Genomic DNA, 19,092 nt, shown 5'->3' on the forward strand with positions numbered 1-19,092 from the left:
GTGCCCGGCAGGGCGACACTCGTTCACCGAATGCCGCCCTGCCGGGCACGCCCCCGCCGGGGCTTAACTACTGAATCGCAACGGTTTTACTACCGGCCTGCCGCCCCCGCTGGGGCTACGCCTACGCCGCCGGCGTTTCGGCCGGCACCACCCGCATGATGTCGTGGCCCATTTTGTCGCGTTTCGTGGCCAGATACACTTCGTTGTGCGGGTTGGAGTGGATTTCGATGGGCAGCGTTTCCACAATTTCGAGGCCGTAGCCGATGAGGCCGGTGCGCTTCTTGGGGTTGTTGGTGAGCAGGCGCATCTGCGTCACGCCCAGGTCGCGCAGAATGGATGCCCCCACGCCGTAGTCGCGCTCGTCGCCCTTAAAGCCCAGGTCTTCGTTGGCTTCCACGGTATCGCGGCCCTGCTCCTGCAGCTTATAGGCTTGCAGCTTGTTGAGCAGGCCAATGCCGCGGCCTTCCTGGTTCATGTACACGATAACGCCCCGGCCCTCCTGCTCAATCTGGCGCATGGCCTGGTGCAGCTGGGGGCCGCAGTCGCAGCGGCACGAGCCGAAAATATCGCCCGTCACGCAGGAGCTGTGCACCCGCACCAGCACCGGCTCGGGCCCGCTGATGTCGCCCTTCACCAGGGCCAGGTGCTTGGCTCCGTTCGAGCGCTGGGTGTAGGCATACAGGTCGAAATCGCCGTCCTCGGTGGGCATTTTCACTGATATTTCGCGGTGAATCAGGCTTTCCGTGGCGAGGCGGTATTTGATGAGGTCCTGCACCGAAATCAGTTTCAGGTCCCATTTTTTGGCTACTTTTTCCAGGTCGGGCAGGCGGGCCATCTCGCCGTCTTCCTTCAGGATTTCAACCAGCACCCCGGCCGGCTCAAACCCGGCCAAACGGGCCAAATCCACGGCGGCTTCGGTGTGGCCGGCGCGGCGCAGCACGCCTTCCTTGCGGGCTTTGAGGGGGAAAATATGACCGGGCTTGCCCAGCTCCTCGGGCTTGGTGGTGGGGTCGATAAGGGCCAGAATGGTCTTGCTGCGGTCGGAGGCCGAGATGCCGGTGGTCACCCCGTTCTTCAGCAAATCGACCGACACGGTGAACGGCGTGGCGTGCAGGGCCGTGTTGTGGCCCACCATCAGGTGCAGGCCCAGCTCTTCGCAGCGCTGCTCGGGCAGGGAGGCGCACACCAGCCCCCGGCCGTGGGTGGCCATGAAATTAATGATTTCGGGCGTGGCGCACTGAGCGGCGCAGATAAAGTCGCCCTCATTTTCGCGGTCCTCGTCGTCGACGACGATGACGACCTTGCCGGCGCGGATGTCGGCGATGGCGGATTCGATGGAGTCAAGCATGGAGTTGGTGGTATTTCGGGCCATAACAACGAGCCCCGGTGCAAAGTTAGCCCCGCCGTGCGGCACGGGTAGGGCGCACGCCTACTGGCCCTGCTGAAAGCGCTGCGTGGGCTGCCACACCGTGGTTTTGATGCCGCGCAGGTAGCGCCAGTACCCCAGCAGCAACGCCGCGTTCATGCTGTAGAAATGGGTAACAAACCGCAGCGGGCGCGAGTGCCGCCCGCGGCGGCGCAGGGCCGAGTCGAGCAGCAGCAGCAGCGGCAGGCCCAGCTGCCCGGCCAGCGCCAGCTGAGCAAACCAGCCCGCCCCACTAGCCACCAGCCCCGCCGTGGCCGCCAGCAGCACCAGCAGCAGCTGCGGCGTGTACCAGCGCAGCACCTTGTGCGACCACAGCGCAAACGCCACCCCGCGCCACGGCGGCCAGAGCAGCGCCCGAAACTCCTTCAGGTTCTGAAAATTGCCGGCCGAGATGCGGGCTTTGCGCCGGAATTCCTCCGGCAGATGGTCCGAAACGTCCTCGTAGCACACCGCCGTCAGCTCGTTGATGGCCTGGTAGCCGTCGCGCAGCACGGCCAGGGTGATGTAAAAATCATCGACCAGAAACGCCGCCGGGGCCGAATGATAACAGGCCCGCCGCACCGCGAAGCAGCCGCCAAACGCACCCATCATGGCGCCCCACAGCACGCCTTCCTGGTATTTCATCACGTTTTCGCGCTCCAGGTAGGCCTTTTCCTGGCCCGAAATGCCCTCGGCCCGGTGCTCGGGGTTGATGATGTGACCGCCCACCAGGCCAATCGCGGGATTATGGAAGTGCTTCACCAGCTCGTGCAGCGTGTCGGGCGCGAAAAACACGTTGGCATCGGTGAGCACCAGCACGGGCGCGGTGGCCTGCCGGGCCAGGTTTTCGATGACCGTGGGCTTGCCCGTGCGCTGGGCGTAGGCTTCAAAATGCAGCTGCGGGTACTCGGCCGCCAGCACGGCCAGCAGGTCGTTGGTTTCGTCCGAGGAATTATCGGAGCCCACCAGCAGTCGCAGCCGGTCGAGCGGGTAAGTAGTGGCAAACGTGGTGCGCACCTTCTCCACAATCACGGCTTCCTCGTTGTGCGCGGCCAGCAGGATGTCCACGGCCGGCCAGTCGGCGGCGGGGCCGTACACGTCCTGGTTTTGCTGGCGGCCCCGCGCCAGCCGCGCCAGCAGCAGCGGAAACAGCACGTAGGTATGCGCCACCAGCAGCAGGCAGCCCCAAAACACCAGCCAGAGGACCACCGTCGCCATCAAGCCAGCACCGGCCGCAACCGCTCGTAGAGGTCCACAAATTGCTGGGTTACCTGCCGCCGGTCGTAGAGGCGGGTGGCGGTGTGGGCGGCAGCCGCACCAATTGGGGCCGCCGAAAGCTCACCCCGGCCCCAGGCTCGCAGCGCATCCAGCCACTCAGCGGCCGAGTCGCGTAGCAGAATGTCGTGGCCGTCGCGCACGGCAATGCCTTCGGCTCCCAGCGTGGTGCTGAGCACGGCTTTGCCCAGGGCCATGCCCTCGATGATTTTGATGCGCATGCCACCCCCGCTGAGCAGTGGCACCACCATCAGCTCGTACTGCTGCATGAACGTTGGGGCCGAGTCCACAAAGCCGTGGATGATGACGTTATCGGTGCGCGGTTTCAGCAGCTCCTCGGGCGTGCCGCTGCCAGCAATGTGCAGCTCCACATCCGGCATTTCGGCGTGGATGGTGGGCCAGACTTCGCGCAGCAGCCACTGCACGCCTTCCAGGTTGGGCAGCCAGTTCAGCGAGCCAATCATGAACAGCGTGCACGGCTTGGGCTTGATGGCGGGGTCGGGCTGAAAGCGGGTAAGGTCCACGCCGGCGGGGATGAACTTGATTATGGGTCCGTAGACTGGTTGAGGCAGGGCAGCAACATCGGCAGCCGTTACGGGCGCGGGTAGACCTCCATAGAACATGCTCCGAAGCCGGGTGGCATCGTCTTCCGTAATGGCTACCACCGCGTCAAAACGGTGCAGCATTGACTTTTCGAAGGCTTTTAGCCGTCGAACCATATTCTCCAGGTACCACTTTTTCAATGGGTTTCCGGTGCGGCTCGCCAGCATTTCCCAAATAGTATACTCAACGTTGTGTGCCCGCAACGTGAGAGGCGGCAATGTTGACCAATTAGGCAAGATTTTTAATGATACCTGACCAGTAATAAAGCTAGCGTACCAAGCCATAAATGTGCCTTCCATCTGCACGGCGTCAAATTGCTCCGTCAGCAACAGGTGCGTCAGGCTTTGCGCTAGATTGGGACTGATAAAACGTTCCACGATATAAGGCTGCTTGCTAAACAGCAGGTTTTTCAGCGCTCGTACCGGCGTAATATCCGTGTCCACATCCACTGCTACCAGCCGGAAATTGGGCCCCAGGTGGTCCAGCGCATTGGCGGGCTGGTGGTGCTTAGGCGTGTTGATGGCCAGCATCGTGACCCGGTGGCCGGCCTGCACCAGGCCGGCAGCCACGTCATACATGGCAATGGCGCCACCGGTAGTCAACGGAAACGGAACGCGGGGACAGAGTTGCAGAATGTGCATGTTTATTTCAGTGAGCAGTTAACAGTAAGCAGTTAGCACTGCACATGAGCGATGCGGCGATACCTGCTTGGCTTCGAAATCAACTACTACTTGTTCACCGATAACTGTTAACTATTTTTCTAAAGTTGCCGGAAGCGGACCTCAAAGTTCTCAATCTGCTCTTCGCTGCCAAGCACCAGCAGCACGTCGCCGTCCACGAAAACGTAGTCGACGGGCGGGCTCACCAGCAGCGAGCCATTGGCCTGGCGCAGGCCAATGATGGTGGCCCCGGTGATGGAGCGCACGTCGAGCTCGCGGATGCTGCGGCCCCGCAAATCGCGGCGCAGCTGCGCGAAGGTCATTTCTTCGAGGCGCAGCTTGTCGGCGCTGAGGCCGGAGATGAGGTCGAGGAAGCGGATGACTTCGGGGCGCACCACGAGCTTGGCCATGTGCGAGCCGCCGATTTCGTCGGGCATTACCACCGAATCGGCCCCGGCCGAGATGAGCTTGCTTTCCGAGGTTTTGAGCGAGGCACGGGCGATGATTTTCATGCGCGGGTTGAGGGCGCGGGCCGAGAGGGCGACGAACACATTATCCGCATCCTTGGGCAGGGAGGTGATAAGGGCCGAGGCCCGCTCCACGCCGGCCTGCTTGAGCACGAGGTCGGTGGTGGCGTCGCCAAACACGGTAAAAATGCTGCCGCCGGGCACGCCGTCGCCGTCGTAGTCCTCGCCGGTGTGGCCTTCGGTGATGCTTTTCATCAGCTCCTGGTTCGACTCGATTACCACCACGCGGGCCCCGCTGGCGCGCAGCTCCTGGTAGGCCCGGCGGCCGTTGCGGCCAAAGCCACACACGATGACGTGCCCGCTGAAGCGCTTAATTTCCTGGTCGGTCCGAATCATTTTGTAAATTTTGCGCAGCTCACCACCAAAGATGAAAGAGGAAAACACCGACACGAGGTAGGCCACTACAATGAGATTGTAGAGAATGAAGAAGGAGACAAACAGGCGGCCGGCTTCTGAAAAGGGCCGCAGCTCGCCAAACCCCACCGTAGACACGGTGGTCACGGTCATGTAAAACGCATCGACCGGGCCGTAATGCTCGAAATAAGTAAACCCCGCCATGCCAATAACCAGACTTGAAACGGTCAGGACAATGGCCAGAATCAGGCGGTTGATATTAAGGCCTTTGAGCATCTGGGAAGTTTGGGAGGCACAAAAGAACGAAACTTATGCGCCCCGCGCCACCACGGTGCCCAGCAGCGCCGCCAGCTCATTGTCCAATTCCTTGAGCCGCTTGATGTCACCGAGAATTTCGAACATTTCGGCGTCTTCCAGGGGGTGGCGGAGCTTTTCGAGGCACTGGTCGAGCTCGCGCTGGACGTGCACTTTGTTGAGACGCAGCACGGCGTTGTCGCAGGCCAGCTGGGGCAAGTCCACTTCGTTGAAGACGTAGATTTCCTTGGTGCGCCAGTTGGGGCTGATTTCGTAGCGCTCGGTGGCCAGGTCGGTGATGAGCTGGCGGATGTCCTCGCGCTCGTTCTGGGCCAGCAGGCGGGCTTCGGGGAAACGGCCGGCCAATAGCTCCTGCCGGCAGATTTCCCACATTTCGGCGTAGAGCGGCACCGTGAGCGGGTTTTCGCCAAGCTGGCCCATGAGGTAAGCCGCCACGCTGATTTCGGGGTCGATTTCGCGGCCGGCATAGAGCACCAGCAGGCGCAGCACCTCGCGCTCGCACACCTGGAGCATGTCGGGCGCGTCGTCGGCATCGGCCGCTTTGCCCGGGGCCGACTGGAACGAAGCGCCCGCGCCCAGAATTTCCACGGTGGCCTCGTGGCCGCCGTACATGAGCATTTCGGCCTCTTCCTCGTCCGACATAGGGCGCGGCGCGGCCGGCTGGCCGGGGCGCTGGCCCTGGGGGCTGGAATTTCCGCTGTAGCTGGTGCCGCTGCTGTTTCCATAGCTGCTACCGGAGCCGCTGTTGCCGCCGTAGTTCCCTCCGCTCCTGCTGTCGCCCGACTTTGGCGCGGGGGCCTTCACCAGCTTGTTATACTCCGTGATGAGCACCTGCTCATCAATGCCGAACGTGGCCGAAGTCTGCTGCAAAAACACCTGGCGCTTGATGGCGTCGGGCACTTTGGCGATGCTGTGGAGCACGTCGCGGATGGCTTCGGCCTTCTTCACGGGGTCGTTGCTGGCCTCGCGGGCCACGAGCGTGGTTTTGAAGCTGATGAAGTCCTGGCTCTTGGTTTCGATGTACTCGGTGAAGCGCTGGTCGCCCACTTTGCGGATGTAGCTGTCGGGGTCGTCGCCGTCGGGGAAGAGCACCACGCGCACGTTCAGGCCGCCTTCGAGCAACAAATCCGTGCCGCGCAGCGAGGCCTTGATGCCGGCCGCGTCGCCGTCATAGAGCACCGTCACGTTATCGGAATACCGCTTGATGAGCCGGATCTGGCCCTCCGTGAGCGAGGTGCCCGACGAGGCCACCACATTCTTAATCCCGCCCTGATACAGCGACAGAACGTCCAGATACCCTTCCACCAGGTAGCAAACTTCCTGCGTCCGAATGGCCTGCCGGGCCTGAAACAGGCCATAGAGCACGTCGGACTTGTGGTAAATCTCCGACTCAGGCGAGTTCAGGTACTTCGCCATCTTGTCGTCGCGCTTCAGCGTGCGCGCCCCGAAGCCGACCACCCGGCCGCTGATGTTGTGAATCGGGAACATCACGCGGCCCCGGAACCGGTCGTAGCGCCGGCCGGTGTCGTGGCCCTGGTCGTCGGTGCGGGTGACGGTGAGGCCGGTTTTTTCCAGATATTTCTTGTCGTAGCCGGCCGTTTCGGCGGCCTTCATCAGGTCGTCCCAGCTATCGAGGGAGTAGCCCAGCTCGAAGGTTTGGATGGTGCTCAGGTTCAGGCCGCGCTCCTTGAGGTAGCCATAGCCGATGCTCATGCCCTCCTCGGAGTTCAGCAGCAGGCGGTGGAAGTGGCTTTTGGCCCAGTCGGAAACGATGAACTGGGAATCCCGCTCGTTCTGCTCCAGCTGCTGCTGAGGCGTTTTTTCCTCCTCCTCAATGGTTATGGCGTACTTCTTGGCCAGGTATTTCAGGGCTTCCACGTAGCTGGTGCCCTCCACGTCCATCACGAACTGCACCACGCCGCCGGCCTTGCCGCAGCCGAAGCATTTGTAGAGGCTTTTGGCCGGGTTGACGGAGAACGACGGCGACTTCTCGTTGTGAAACGGACACGGCGCCCACAAATTCTGGCCCTTGCGCTTGAGCTGCACAAAATCGCCGACGACTTCCACAATGTCGGCGGTCTGGATAATCTGGTCAACTAACTCTTTGGGGATACGGGCCATTGGGGCAGTTCAATCTAATATATTTGTCCGACGCTTGTTTGCCTGACTGTAGCGACGAGCTAACGCTCAGCGAACAAGGCACCGCCACGCCACTTTGGTGGTGGGCTACCAGCGGCAACGCCCTCGAAAATAACGTCGTCAGCGGGTTTGCTCCTTGTGTGCGGCGCTTCGAACCAGCCTTCTATCACAAAACTACGGCCGGCCGGGGCATCGGTCCACTCCCGGCCCGGCCCACGCCAGCCATCACCCCCTTCATTCCTTATCAGATGCTTTTTCTGAGTCTGTTTTCTTTCTTTGCCAACCAGCGCCGCCACTGGTTCGACAACACCAGGCACTACCCCAAAGAATACGTGGCCGGCGGCTGGGCCGCACTGCTGCAAGCCGAAACGGCCTTCAACAAAGGGCCGCTCTACAACGCACACCTCGAAACGCTGGAGGTAAAAAAAGAGCTTGAGGAAGTGCGCTATAAGTTTACGCTGGCCCGCGAAAAATGGGAAAAGGAAGAAGCGCAGCGCCTTTCCGCCAAGCAGCTGCTGAAAGAGGCGCACAGCCTCTCCCAGCACGACAAGCGCCACGCCGCCCGCGTGCGGCGGGTACTGGAGCGCATGGCCGAAGTAGCTGGCCTTACCGAGTATGAGCCCGAAGTCCGCATGCGCTACATCCAGGAACTGATAAAGCAGAGCCTGGAAAATGAGCAAGCCGAAAACCGCGAAAACCAGCCGCAGTAGCGCCGCAGCACGAACTTTATAGTTCGCGTACCTGAACGATATTATCAGCCCGACGACGCGAACTACAAAGTTCGCGCTACAGCCCTTTGCGCTACGTCCTACCTTTGCCGGGAATAAACTCCGCGCAAGATGCCCGCATACCGCCCCGAAGAAATCGAAAAGAAGTGGCAGGCCCACTGGAAACAGCACCACACGTTCCAGGCCGACAACCACTCCGAGAAGCCCAAATACTACGTGCTCGACATGTTTCCCTACCCCTCCGGGGCGGGCCTGCACGTCGGCCACCCGCTGGGCTACATTGCCTCCGATATCGTGACGCGCTACAAGCGCCTGCGGGGCTTCAACGTGCTGCATCCCATGGGTTTCGATTCCTTCGGCCTGCCCGCCGAGCAGTACGCCATCCAGACCGGCCAGCACCCGGCCGTGACCACCGAGCAGAACATCGAAACCTACATCAAGCAACTCAACAGCCTTGGTTTCAGCTACGACTGGAGCCGCGAGGTGCGCACGTCGGATGCCTCTTACTACAAGTGGACGCAGTGGATTTTCCTCAAGCTGTTCAACTCCTGGTACAACCTCGACACCAACAAGGCCGAGCCCCTCACCGGGCTCACCGCCCGCTTTGCCGCCGGCGGCAGCGAGGGCATCAACGCGGCCGGCGATGCCGAGGAGCGCCAGGTTTTCACCGCCGGCCAGTGGGCCATGTTCACCGAAAAGCAGAAGCTGGCCGCCGTGCTCCCCTACCGCCTCGCTTACCAGCAGGACACCTACGTGAACTGGTGCCCCGGCCTGGGCACGGTTTTGAGTAATGACGAAGTGAAAGACGGCCTGAGCGAGCGCGGCGGCTTCCCCGTCGAGCGCCGCCTCATGCCGCAGTGGAGCCTGCGCATCACCGCCTACGCCGACCGCCTGCTGCAAGGCCTCGACCAACTCGACTGGCCCGACGCCGTGAAGGAGATGCAGCGCAACTGGATTGGCAAGAGCATCGGGGCCGAAGTGACGTTCCCGGTTATTGCCGGGGAGGCTTCCAACGCATCCGAAAGTGCTTCCAACGGCCCGGCCATTAAGGTTTACACCACCCGCGTCGATACCATCTACGGGGCCACCTTCCTCGTTTTGGCCCCGGAGCATGAATTAGTGGATGTCATCACCACGCCCGCCCAGCGGGCGGCCGTGGACGAGTACATCGCCGCCACCAAGCGCCGCTCGGAGCGCGACCGCATGGCCGACGTGAAGGCCGTGTCCGGCGTGTTCACCGGCGCGTATGCCGCCAATCCGGTGAATAACGAGCCCGTGCCCATCTGGCTGGCCGACTACGTGCTGGCCGGCTACGGCACCGGCGCCGTGATGGCCGTGCCCAGCGGCGACCAGCGCGACTATCTTTTCGCCAAGCACTTCAACCTGCCCATCCCCGCCATTTCCGATGCCCAGCAGGGCCTCGACCAGCAGGCCGACCCCACCAAGGAAGGCCACTACATCAACTCCGGCATCATCAACGGCCTCACCTACAAGGAAGCCACGCCGAAGCTCATCGCCTTTCTCGAAGCAAAAGGCCTGGGCAAAGGCAAGGTGAATTTCCGCCAGCGCGACGCCATTTTCGGCCGCCAGCGCTACTGGGGCGAGCCCATTCCGATTTACTACAAGGACGGCACCGCCTACGGCATCGCCGAAAGCGACCTGCCGCTGGTGCTGCCCGAAATCGACGAGTACAAGCCCACCGAAACCGGCGAGCCACCCCTCGGCCGCGCCGCCAACTGGCTCTACAAGGACAAATACCCCTACGAGCTGAGCACCATGCCCGGCTGGGCGGGCTCGTCGTGGTACTACCTCCGCTACATGGACCCCACCAACGAAGCCCGCTTCGTCTCGGAAGAAGCCGAGCACTACTGGGGCTCCGTGGACCTCTACATGGGCGGGGCTGAGCACGCCACCGGCCACCTGTTGTATGCGCGGTTCTGGTATTTGTTTCTGAAGGACTTGGGGCTGGTGAGTGGCAATGAGCCGTTCCAGAAACTGATTAATCAGGGGATGATATTGGGGCGGTCGAATTTCGTGTATCGTTACAAAATCAAGTGGGACGTAGAGCGTAATGAAGACACTCGTAATGAGATTACATTCATTGAATTTCCGCAAGTATTTGTCTCTAAATCATTTTTCGACTTATTGTCAAATGCTGATAGTGAAGATGAAATGCTCACGAATCAAGTTTACAATTTTGTTGACCAATTGGTTAAGAAAATCGAGATTCAGAATCCCGGTTTTACCATTAATGCGCATATTTCTCCTGCCGATAAACACGCGTGCTCTGTATTACATGTTGATGTTAGCATTGTCAATAATGACGTATTGAACGTAGCCGCTTTTAGACATTCGCGGTCTGAATACGCAGCAGCTGAATTCATTTTCGAGGAAAATGGCACCTACTTGTGCGGTTGGGATATAGAGAAGATGTCCAAGTCAAAATTGAACGTCGTTAACCCCACCGAACTCATCGACAAATACGGCGCGGACGCGCTGCGCCTCTACGAAATGTTCCTCGGCCCGCTGGAGCAGTACAAGCCCTGGAACACCAACGGCATCAGCGGCGTGAGCGGCTTCCTCAAGAAGCTCTGGCGCCTCTTCCACCCCGAAGACGGGGCCCTGGCCGTGACCGACGAGCCGGCCACCCCGGCCGAATTGAAGGTCCTGCACCGCGCCATTCAGAAGGTGCAGGAAGACATCGAGAAGTTCAGCTTCAACACCTCCGTCAGCCTGTTCATGATTACCGTGAACGAGCTCACGGCCCTCAAATGCCACAAGCGCGCCATTCTGGAGCCGCTCGTGCTGCTGGTGTCGCCTTATGCGCCGCACCTCGCCGAGGAGCTGTGGCAGGAGCTGGGCCACGCGCCCGGCAGCATCAGCCACGCCGGCTACCCCGAGTTCCGCGCCGAATTCCTGGTGGAAGACTCCGTAGTGTATCCCCTCGCCATCAATGGCAAGGTGCGCGAGCAAATGCAGTTCGCCGCCGCCGCCACCGCCGCAGAGATTGAAACCGCCGTGCTGGCCTCGGACTTCCTGGCCAAGCACGGCGAAGGTAAGTCGGCCAAAAAGGTGATTGTCGTGCCCGGCCGCATGGTGAACGTGGTGGTGTAGTTGCTGCGGTTTGATTGACACGACAAAGGCCCGCTGCGCATGCAGCGGGCCTTTGTCGTAATTCTATTGGGCTAACAATGCCCCGGAGAGCGGAAGAGAAAGTCAAGCCCCAGCGGGGCGGACAGTCAGCGGCAACAGGTATGGCCGGATTTATTTTCGGGTATCTGGCTTTGAATTCTTTGGCTTTTCTACAACCTTACTTCTGTCAGCCGCGGGTTTCGCCACTTTGTAAGGGAGGTTCAGCTCGCGCAGGAGCTTCTGCACAACATTCACCCGGTCATCAGGCACGGTTACAGTCAGGTCCATGATTCAAACTTAAGCCTGAGCGGCGCAGAAGCAACCGGCTGCTTTGGGGGTTGTTCATACCGGGTTTAAACTTACTTCGCGTTGCTTTTGTGCCCTACCTTGTTGCCAATTAAGCCATTTTCCGACCTTCTATGCTACAACGCTTCCTGCGCCAACAGCCATCAACGGCTTCTTGCTCTCAATCATTTTCACGGCTGGCAGTTCTGTTTTTCGCCGCTCTACTCAGCTTCTCCAGCCGCGCCCAAACCACTGACACGGCCGGTCCGCTCCTCACGCCCGAGCAATTTCTTGGCTACAAGCTGGGTGCCCAGTTCACGCCCCACGCAGAGCTGCTGCGCTACGTAGCCCACGTAGCCGCCCACACGCCCGGCCGCATGAAGCTGGTGCGCTACGGCAGTACCTACGAGCACCGCCCGCTGGAAGTGGTGCAGATTGCCAGCGCCGAGAATTTCGGCCGGCTTGAAGATGTGCGTCACAACAATCTGCGTCTGGCGGGCCTGGAAACCGGCACCGGCCAGCGCCAGCAGCCGGCCGTGTGCTGGCTGAGCTACAACGTGCACGGCAACGAAGCCGTGAGCAGCGAAGCCGTGATGCAGGTGCTCTACGACCTGGCCAACCCCCAGGACCAGCAGATGCAGGACTGGTTGAAAAACACCGTCGTCATCGTGGACCCCTGCATCAACCCCGACGGCCACGACCGCTACGCCAACTGGTACAACCGCGTGCGGAACCAGTCGCCCAACGCTGGCCCCGATTCCTGGGAGCACCACGAGCCCTGGCCCGGTGGCCGGTTCAATCACTACTACTTCGACCTGAACCGCGACTGGGCCTGGCAAACCCAGCAGGAAACCCGCCAGCGCATCGTGCTCTACAACCAGTGGCTGCCCGCCGTGCACGCCGATTTTCACGAAATGGGGCCGAATAATTCCTACTACTTCTCCCCGGCCGCCAAGCCCTACCACGCCGATATTACGCCCTGGCAACGCCAGTTTCAGGGCATCCTGGGCGACTACAACAAGGTGGCCTTCGACAAAAACAACTGGCTGTATTTCACCCGCGAAATCTACGACCTGTACGCCCCCACCTACGGCGATACCTGGCCCAGCTTCAACGGCGCCATCGGCATGACCTACGAGCAGGGCGGCGGCGGCCCGGCCGGCGTGGCCTACTCCCGCCTCGACGGCGACACCCTCACGCTGGCCCAGCGCATTGCCCACCACCACGCCGCCAGCCGCGCCACCATCCAGGCCACTGCCGAGCGCCACGATGACTTGCTGCGCGAGTTCCAGAGCTACTTCGCCACTGCCAAAACCAAGCCCCAGGGCGAGTATAAAACCTATGTGCTTTCGGCTGGCAACGACCCCGGCCAACTCCGCACCCTCACCCAGTACCTCAACCGCAACCAAATCAGCTACGGTTTCGCCTCCAAACGCACAAAAACCAGAGGCTTCAACTATACCACCGGCAAAACCGAAACGGTACAAATTGAGCCCCGCGACGTGGTCGTGAGCATGTACCAGCCCAAATCGACGCTGGTAAAGGTGCTGTTCGAGCCCCGCCCGCAGCTCGAAGACTCGCTCACCTACGACATCACCTCCTGGGCCCTGCCCTACGCCTTTGGGGTGAGAGCCTACGCCCTTGCCGGCCGCCTCGATGTTTCGGCCAGCGCGCCCGCGCAGGCCATGGTACGCGGCAGCGCGGCCTCCACTACCGAGCGCCCCTACGCCTACCTGGCCCGTTGGAACAGCCTGCAGGACGTGCGCTTCCTGAGCCGCCTGCTGCAACAAAAAGTAAAAGTGCGCTACGCCGAAAAGGCCTTTGAGTCCGAAGGCCAGCAGTACGCGCCCGGCACGCTCGTCATCACCCGCACCGGCAATGAGGCCCTGGGCACGCGGTTCGACCAGCTGGTGCGCGCCCAGGCCGACTCGGCCGGCACCGTGGTTACGGCCGTGAAATCGGGCTTTTCCACCTCCGGGCGCGACCTCGGCTCCGGCACCGTGCACTTCGTGAAACAGCCGAGCGTGGCCGTGGTGGCCGGCCCCGGCGTCGACGCCACCGCGTTTGGCGAGGTGTGGCACTTCTTTGAGCAGCAGCTGGGCTACCCGCTCACGGTGCTGGGCACAGACTACCTCAGCCGGGTTTCGATGCAGAAATACGATGTCCTGATTCTGCCCAACGGCAGCTACAATGACATTTATTCCGACCGCAACCTCGAAAACCTCAAGGCCTGGGTGCGCGACGGCGGCCGCCTCATTGCCCTCGAAGGCGCCGCCAAGTTCCTCGCCAACAAGAAGGATTTCCTGCTCAAAACCAAAACCGTCGACAGCGTCGCCATCAAAAAGGCCAACAAGGAAAACCCCTACCAACTCCTGCGCCGCTACGGCGACTCGGAGCGCGAAGAAGCCGAGGACGTGGTGCAGGGCAGCGTGTACCGCGTGCAGCTCGACAATACTCACCCGCTGGCCTTTGGCTACGGCGACACCTACTTCGCCTTGGTGCGCAGCCCGCTCAACTATGGCTTCCTCGGCAAAGGCGGCTGGAATGTGGGCGTCATCAAGAAAGACAGCTACTCGGCTGGCTTCATCGGCACCAAAGCCCGCAAGGATTTAACGGATACGTTCGTGGTGGGCACCCAAGATTTGGGGCGCGGCGAAGTGGTGTATCTGGGCGATAACCCGCTATTCCGCGCTTTCTGGCAGGGTGGCAAACTGATGTTTGGCAACGCGGTTTTCTTGGTTGGGCAGTAGGCAACCAAACCGTCGGTAGTCAACCCCGGCGGGGCAGCCCAACTTGATTCTGCTAGGACTCCAGCGCTGCCTTCACCGCCTTTGGCAGCGAGGCCCTCACTAAATCATACGAGTGGTCGATGAGCTGCCGCAGCTGGCTATCCGGCGCGCCGGCACCGATGAGCACGGTGTTCCAGAGCTGCTTATTCATGTGGTAGCCGGGCAGCACGTAGTCGTGCGCCTCCCGCAGCTCCACTGCCCGCTCGGGGTCGCATTTTAGATTCATGCTGGCAAAGGTATTGATGTCGGTCAGCGCGAACATTTTACCGCCCACTTTGAACACCAGCGTATCGGGGCCAAAGGGTGTGTGTTCCGTCACGCCGGCCTTCAACAGACAGTAGTCGCGGAAATCCTCAATATTCATCCCGAATTTTCTTACAGCACGTAGCGGAACAGCATCACTACCAGGCACACCAGGAACATTGCCAGGCTGAGCTTATTGATGAAGTGCATGGTCTTCATGTTGAAGTTATTCTTGCGGTTGGGGTCGTGCTTGCGGAAATAATAACCGAGCACGGGGCCGAAGTTGAAAAGATTTTTACCGTTCATGGCGGGGCGGGTTGGGGTGTAGCTAAGGTAACACCTGGGCAGGAAGAAAGATTTATTGCATTACCTGCTTTCGCTCGCGCCATACCAATTCAGTTGGCAGTTCCACCGAGGCAAATTCCAGGTGCAACACCCGGCGCGGCCGGTCGCTCGTGCTGCGGTTTGACGCGTGCAGTAGCAATGGCTTCATGAGCATGGCGCCGCCAGCGGGCACGGCGCAGCTGGTGGCCGCCAGCGTGAGGCCGGCAATTTCGGCGGCCGGCACCACGCCCCGTTGGTGCGAACCGGGTACCACTTTCAGCGCGCCGTTGGTGGCGTCGCAGTCGTCGAGGTGGATGCGGATGGTGCATTCGTTTTCCAGCACGGCCACGGGCGGCTGCACCGAAATACCCTCCGGCTTGCTGGTCCAGGGGCCGAAACCGGGCAGGTTGGCGCGGCGGTCCACGTTTATCATCAGGTCCTGGTGCCAGGCCACCAGCCAGTTCGAGCCGGCTGGTTTGTCGAAATAAATGCTTTTCGTGAGGTGACAGCCGGCGGGAAAAAGTTGCGCCAATGCCCTACGCAAGGCATCCGTAGCCAGCAGCGGCCACAGTCCCGGCACCTCGCCCAGCACATCCCGGATGGCAAACACCTCCTGGCTGCGCCGAAAATTGGGGCCGCTCGCGGGGGCGCTTTCCACACTTCGCAGCAGCGTGGCCACCTCGTGGGCATTGTAATAGGGCGGGCAGCACCGCAAAGCCTTCGGCCCGCAGTTCCCCGGCCCACTCGCTGGGAGCATTAGTACCTTTCATGGGGCGCAAAGCTACTCCAGTGCCCGCGTCACGACCGAAGCAGCTCACCGCTCTGCCGCTTGCCTGTACCCGATTACTCCCGCTTGCCCATGAAAAAACCCACTCCTTTCCTACTGCTGGCCTCGCTATTCAGCGGCACTACCGCCCTGGCCCAGAAACCCTCAGCCGAAGCCAACGCGGTGAAGCAAACCGTCACCGCCTTTTTCGATGGCATGCGGCGCGGTGATAGCACCGCCGTGCGCCGCACCCTGGCCCCGGCCGCCGTATTTCACGCCTTCGGCGGCCAGCCCGGCCAGCCGCCCACCCTGCAAATCGAAAGCATCAGCGGCTTCCTGAAAGCCGTGGGCTCGCCCCACCCCGAAATCTGGGACGAGCGAGTGCAATTCGAACGGGTTTTAATCGACGCCAACCTGGCCAGTGTGTGGGCTCCCTACGAGTTCTACCTGGGCAGCAAATTCAGCCATTGCGGCTACGATTCGTTCCAGCTGGTGAAGCTGGCCGATGGCTGGAAAATCGCGCACATCATCGACACGCGAAGGAAGGAGAAGTGTAGGTAGCTTTCTTTAATCGCCAAAAGCAATAAGGCCACAATCAGCGGCATTTGCCTGCTTTAAAATATCAGTCAAATTTGAAAGGGAAGTACGATTTAGCTCTTTTAACTGGGCAATTTTTCGACTAACTGATTCATTTGACCAACGAAATTTTCCATAATAATCCAAGTGCTTTTCAACAACATTTGCTATCTGTGCTTCCTCAAATTCCTCCCATTCAATTCCACCAATAAATTTCAATTTTGGAGAATTATTAGTTGGTTGGCCATCATGAATCTGAAAGAAATCGAGCATAAATTGTTCAAGGAATCTTTAACACTTCAGCAAATATTTTAAACCCCCACCGGCTCCTCCACCAATTCCTTCTCAATCCAGCGGCCATCCTCGCGCATCAGCTCAATCAGGTCATCCACGGCCCGCTCTTCGGGCACCGATTTCTTGATGACTTCCTGGCCGCGGTAGAGGGAGATTTTGCCCTTGCCCACGCCCACGTAGCCGTAGTCGGCATCGGCCATTTCGCCGGGGCCGTTCACGATGCAGCCCATGATGCCGATTTTGATGCCCTTGAGGTGGTCGGTGCGCTTGCGAATCATGGCCGTGGTTTCCTGCAAATCAAATAGCGTGCGGCCGCAGCTGGGGCAGCTGATGTATTCGGTCTTGCTCATGCGGGTGCGGGCCGCCTGCAGGATGCCGAATGAGAGCTGGTTGAGCGCATCGATGTCGCGCAGCCAGTCGGCCTGCTCCTGCACGGGCAGCAGGTCGGTGCAAAGCGAGATGCCGTCGCCGAGGCCGTCGATGAGCAGGCCACCGACATCCGTGGCCGCGTCGAGCTGGGTTTGGGCCGGGTTCTCCATGGTGTAAGTGCGGCGGACGAGGACCGGGCAGGTCACGCCGGCATTCATCAGCTCGAAAAAAGCCCGCCGCATTTCGGGCATGGCGTGGGCGTTGGTGGTGCTCAGCGCCAGCACCACGTTGGAGGCCTCGCGCAGGCGCGCCAGCAGGTCTTTATCCAGCGCGTCCAGCTCCGCGACGAGGAAGTTGAGCTGCGGGTGCAGCCTGGCAAAATCGTCCATGTAGTTATCCACCGTCATCAGGGGGAAATGGTCGGGGCGCTGGCCGGCATCGACCCAGGCGGTGTGCGTCACGATTTCCCGGAGACCGTTGGGCAGCATGTAGGGTACCGGTCGCTCCCCCGTGTAGATGTAGTCGGCCCCGTGGTCAGCCATCTGGAACTTGTCCAGAAACGGCGAATACAGGTGGCCCGCGGCGCGCAAGTCGGCGTATTCCAAGTGTGGCAGCCGCGACAAGTCCACGATGACCCGTGGCACGTTCTGCCCGCCGAAATTGGCTACCTCGTGCGTGTGGCGGCGAAAATATTGGAACGGATTGATGGGCTCCTCGCCCACCAGCGGCTTAATGGGCCGGGCTTCCACGGCGCGGCCGGTGTAGCGGTCAATCAGCATGCGGGCCACTGGTGCTTCGGCTTCGGGCGCTTCGGTAAGGCTCACGCGCACGGTATCGCCCAGGCCGTCTTCAAGCAGCGTGCCGATGCCCACGGCACTTTTGATGCGGCCGTCTTCGGCCTCGCCGGCTTCCGTTACGCCCAGGTGCAGCGGGTAGGGCTGCAAGCCTTCTTCGTCGAGCTTTTGCACCAGCAGGCGGTAGGCCTGCACCATCACCTGCGTGTTGCTGGCCTTCATGCTCAGCACCACATCGTAGTAGTTTTCCTCCTCGCACAGGCGCAGGAACTCCAGCGCCGACTCCACCATGCCCAGCGGCGTATCGCCATAGCGGCTCAGAATGCGGTCGGACAGCGAGCCGTGGTTGGTGCCGATGCGCATGGCCGTGCCGTACTGCTTGCAAATCTGGACCAGCGGCCGGAACCGCTCCCGGATGCGCTCCACCTCGGCCGCGTAAGTGGCGTCGGTGTATTCAATTTCTTCGAACTTCTTCTTATCGGCGTAGTTGCCGGGGTTCACGCGCACTTTCTCCACGATGCGGGCGGCCAGCTCGGCGGCATTGGGCGTGAAGTGAATATCGGCAATGAGCGGTACGTTGCAGCCGCGCTTGCGCAGCTCTTTTTTGATTTCCAGCAGGTTCTGGGCCTCTTTCATGCTGGGCGCGGTGATGCGCACGTACTCGCAGCCGGCTTCCACCATGCGCAGCGTCTGCTCCACTGAGCCGAGCGTGTCCATCGTGTCAACGGTGGTCATGCTTTGCACCCGAATGGGGAAGTCGCCTCCCATCGGCACGCCGCCAATGTTGACCACGCGGGCCACGCGGCGCTTGTACTCGGTCAGGCTGGGGCAATACGTTTTGTTCATGAGCCAAAAACTATGGTCGGAAGGCGAAAGTTGCGCCACCCCGCAAAGGTAAAGCCGTAAGCGGGTCGACTTCGCGAATTTGCCGCCGCAACTTCTGCCCTACTCACGCTGTCTGTGAACAAAATGGTCCAATGTAATTGCCAATGTCCCGACTGAAATTCCTGCTCCTAAGCGTTTTCTTGCTCCTGGCGGCTCCCGGCTTTGCCCAACAGGTCACCGTCATCCGGTTTCCCGAGCTTCAAAAGCGCCTCTCGCGGCCCACCGACACCACGTACGTCGTCAATTTCTGGGCTACGTGGTGTGCGCCCTGCGTGAAGGAGCTGCCTGGTTTCGAGCTGGTGCGGGCCACGTATGCCAGCCGAAAAGTGAAAGTACTGCTGGTTAATCTGGATTACGCTTCGCAGCTCGACAAGAAAGTCAAGCCCTTCGTCAAACACCGCGGGCTCAAATCCGAAGTGCTGCTGCTCAACGAGTCCGACCCCAACGACTGGGTGGGCAAAGTGGACCCCAAGTGGTCCGGAGCATTGCCTTTTACTTTGATAATCAACAATAAAACCAAACAGCGCGCTGCATTTGAGCGCGAGCTTTCGCCTACTGAGCTAACCGCAGCTCTCCGAAAATTTTTGTAAATTCAAGTAGCTGTCCCAACGATGGCGTGCTTGAGTTTTG

At 60.6% G+C, this 19,092-nt stretch carries 16 protein-coding genes; 5 read left to right on the plus strand and 11 right to left on the minus strand.

Features of this window, described 5'->3' with window-relative positions:
• Positions 1–121 precede the first annotated feature (121 nt).
• From J4G38_RS23340 to dnaG, 5 genes are all read right to left on the minus strand, one after another.
• Positions 122–1,348: a bifunctional 3,4-dihydroxy-2-butanone-4-phosphate synthase/GTP cyclohydrolase II gene (locus J4G38_RS23340; RefSeq protein WP_210515644.1), complete on the minus strand. Its 1,227-nt coding sequence runs from the start codon at positions 1,346–1,348 to the stop codon at positions 122–124.
• A gap of 81 nt (positions 1,349–1,429) precedes the next feature.
• A complete protein-coding gene (locus J4G38_RS23345; RefSeq protein ID WP_210515646.1) occupies positions 1,430–2,623 on the minus strand; it encodes a glycosyltransferase in 1,194 nt (397 codons plus the stop codon).
• Entirely contained in the window at positions 2,623–3,924 is a 1,302-nt protein-coding gene (locus tag J4G38_RS23350; RefSeq protein WP_210515648.1) for a glycosyltransferase family 4 protein, read from the minus strand. The genes J4G38_RS23345 and J4G38_RS23350 overlap by 1 nt, the downstream gene beginning before the upstream one ends.
• A 119-nt stretch (positions 3,925–4,043) precedes the next feature.
• Positions 4,044–5,099, minus strand: a complete 1,056-nt coding sequence (locus tag J4G38_RS23355) for a potassium channel family protein (RefSeq protein ID WP_210515650.1) — start codon at positions 5,097–5,099, stop codon at positions 4,044–4,046.
• 33 nt (positions 5,100–5,132) lie between these two features.
• Positions 5,133–7,259, minus strand: coding sequence for a DNA primase (gene dnaG, locus J4G38_RS23360; protein ID WP_210515652.1), 2,127 nt, complete (start codon positions 7,257–7,259; stop codon positions 5,133–5,135).
• A gap of 38 nt (positions 7,260–7,297) precedes the next feature.
• Here dnaG and J4G38_RS23365 point away from each other — a divergent pair, with 38 nt between their 5' ends.
• The gene (locus J4G38_RS23365) at positions 7,298–7,987 is read left to right on the plus strand and encodes a hypothetical protein (RefSeq protein WP_210515654.1); all 690 of its coding nucleotides are present in this window, start codon (positions 7,298–7,300) and stop codon (positions 7,985–7,987) included.
• A 129-nt stretch (positions 7,988–8,116) separates the two neighbouring features.
• Positions 8,117–11,119 (plus strand): leucine--tRNA ligase, encoded by a 3,003-nt coding sequence (locus tag J4G38_RS29250; protein WP_210515655.1) that lies wholly within the window; start codon positions 8,117–8,119, stop codon positions 11,117–11,119.
• Between the two features lie 150 nt (positions 11,120–11,269).
• Here the strand turns inward: J4G38_RS29250 and J4G38_RS23375 are convergent, their stop codons facing one another.
• Complete coding sequence (locus J4G38_RS23375) at positions 11,270–11,425, minus strand: hypothetical protein (RefSeq protein ID WP_210515657.1); 156 nt, start codon at positions 11,423–11,425, stop codon at positions 11,270–11,272.
• Positions 11,426–11,556: 131 nt separating this feature from the next.
• Between J4G38_RS23375 and J4G38_RS23380 the strand changes: the two genes are divergently transcribed.
• Positions 11,557–14,172: a M14 family metallopeptidase gene (locus J4G38_RS23380; protein ID WP_210515659.1), complete on the plus strand. Its 2,616-nt coding sequence runs from the start codon at positions 11,557–11,559 to the stop codon at positions 14,170–14,172.
• Positions 14,173–14,224: 52 nt separating this feature from the next.
• On the opposite strand, the gene J4G38_RS23385 is transcribed toward J4G38_RS23380, so the two are convergent.
• From J4G38_RS23385 to J4G38_RS23395, 3 genes are read right to left on the minus strand one after another with little or no spacing between them, the layout of a single operon-like run.
• On the minus strand, positions 14,225–14,575 hold the full coding sequence (locus tag J4G38_RS23385) for an MmcQ/YjbR family DNA-binding protein (protein WP_210515660.1): 351 nt from the start codon (positions 14,573–14,575) through the stop codon (positions 14,225–14,227).
• 11 nt (positions 14,576–14,586) lie between these two features.
• Positions 14,587–14,760: a DUF6728 family protein gene (locus tag J4G38_RS23390; RefSeq protein ID WP_201987300.1), complete on the minus strand. Its 174-nt coding sequence runs from the start codon at positions 14,758–14,760 to the stop codon at positions 14,587–14,589.
• Positions 14,761–14,812: 52 nt separating this feature from the next.
• Complete coding sequence (locus tag J4G38_RS23395) at positions 14,813–15,457, minus strand: phytanoyl-CoA dioxygenase family protein (protein WP_226163740.1); 645 nt, start codon at positions 15,455–15,457, stop codon at positions 14,813–14,815.
• A 180-nt stretch (positions 15,458–15,637) separates the two neighbouring features.
• On the opposite strand from J4G38_RS23395, the gene J4G38_RS23400 reads away from it, so the two are divergent.
• Positions 15,638–16,105: a nuclear transport factor 2 family protein gene (locus tag J4G38_RS23400; protein ID WP_210515662.1), complete on the plus strand. Its 468-nt coding sequence runs from the start codon at positions 15,638–15,640 to the stop codon at positions 16,103–16,105.
• 6 nt (positions 16,106–16,111) lie between these two features.
• Here J4G38_RS23400 and J4G38_RS23405 read toward each other — a convergent pair whose 3' ends face one another.
• The gene (locus J4G38_RS23405; RefSeq protein WP_210515663.1) at positions 16,112–16,393 is read right to left on the minus strand and encodes a hypothetical protein; all 282 of its coding nucleotides are present in this window, start codon (positions 16,391–16,393) and stop codon (positions 16,112–16,114) included.
• Positions 16,394–16,431: 38 nt separating this feature from the next.
• On the minus strand, positions 16,432–18,423 hold the full coding sequence (gene ispG, locus J4G38_RS23410; RefSeq protein WP_210515664.1) for a (E)-4-hydroxy-3-methylbut-2-enyl-diphosphate synthase: 1,992 nt from the start codon (positions 18,421–18,423) through the stop codon (positions 16,432–16,434).
• A 143-nt stretch (positions 18,424–18,566) separates the two neighbouring features.
• Here ispG and J4G38_RS23415 point away from each other — a divergent pair, with 143 nt between their 5' ends.
• Positions 18,567–19,052, plus strand: a complete 486-nt coding sequence (locus tag J4G38_RS23415) for a TlpA disulfide reductase family protein (RefSeq protein WP_210515665.1) — start codon at positions 18,567–18,569, stop codon at positions 19,050–19,052.
• Positions 19,053–19,092: the final 40 nt, after the last annotated feature.

It is taken from the genome of Hymenobacter terricola (assembly GCF_017921975.2).
Lineage (GTDB): Bacteria > Bacteroidota > Bacteroidia > Cytophagales > Hymenobacteraceae > Hymenobacter > Hymenobacter terricola.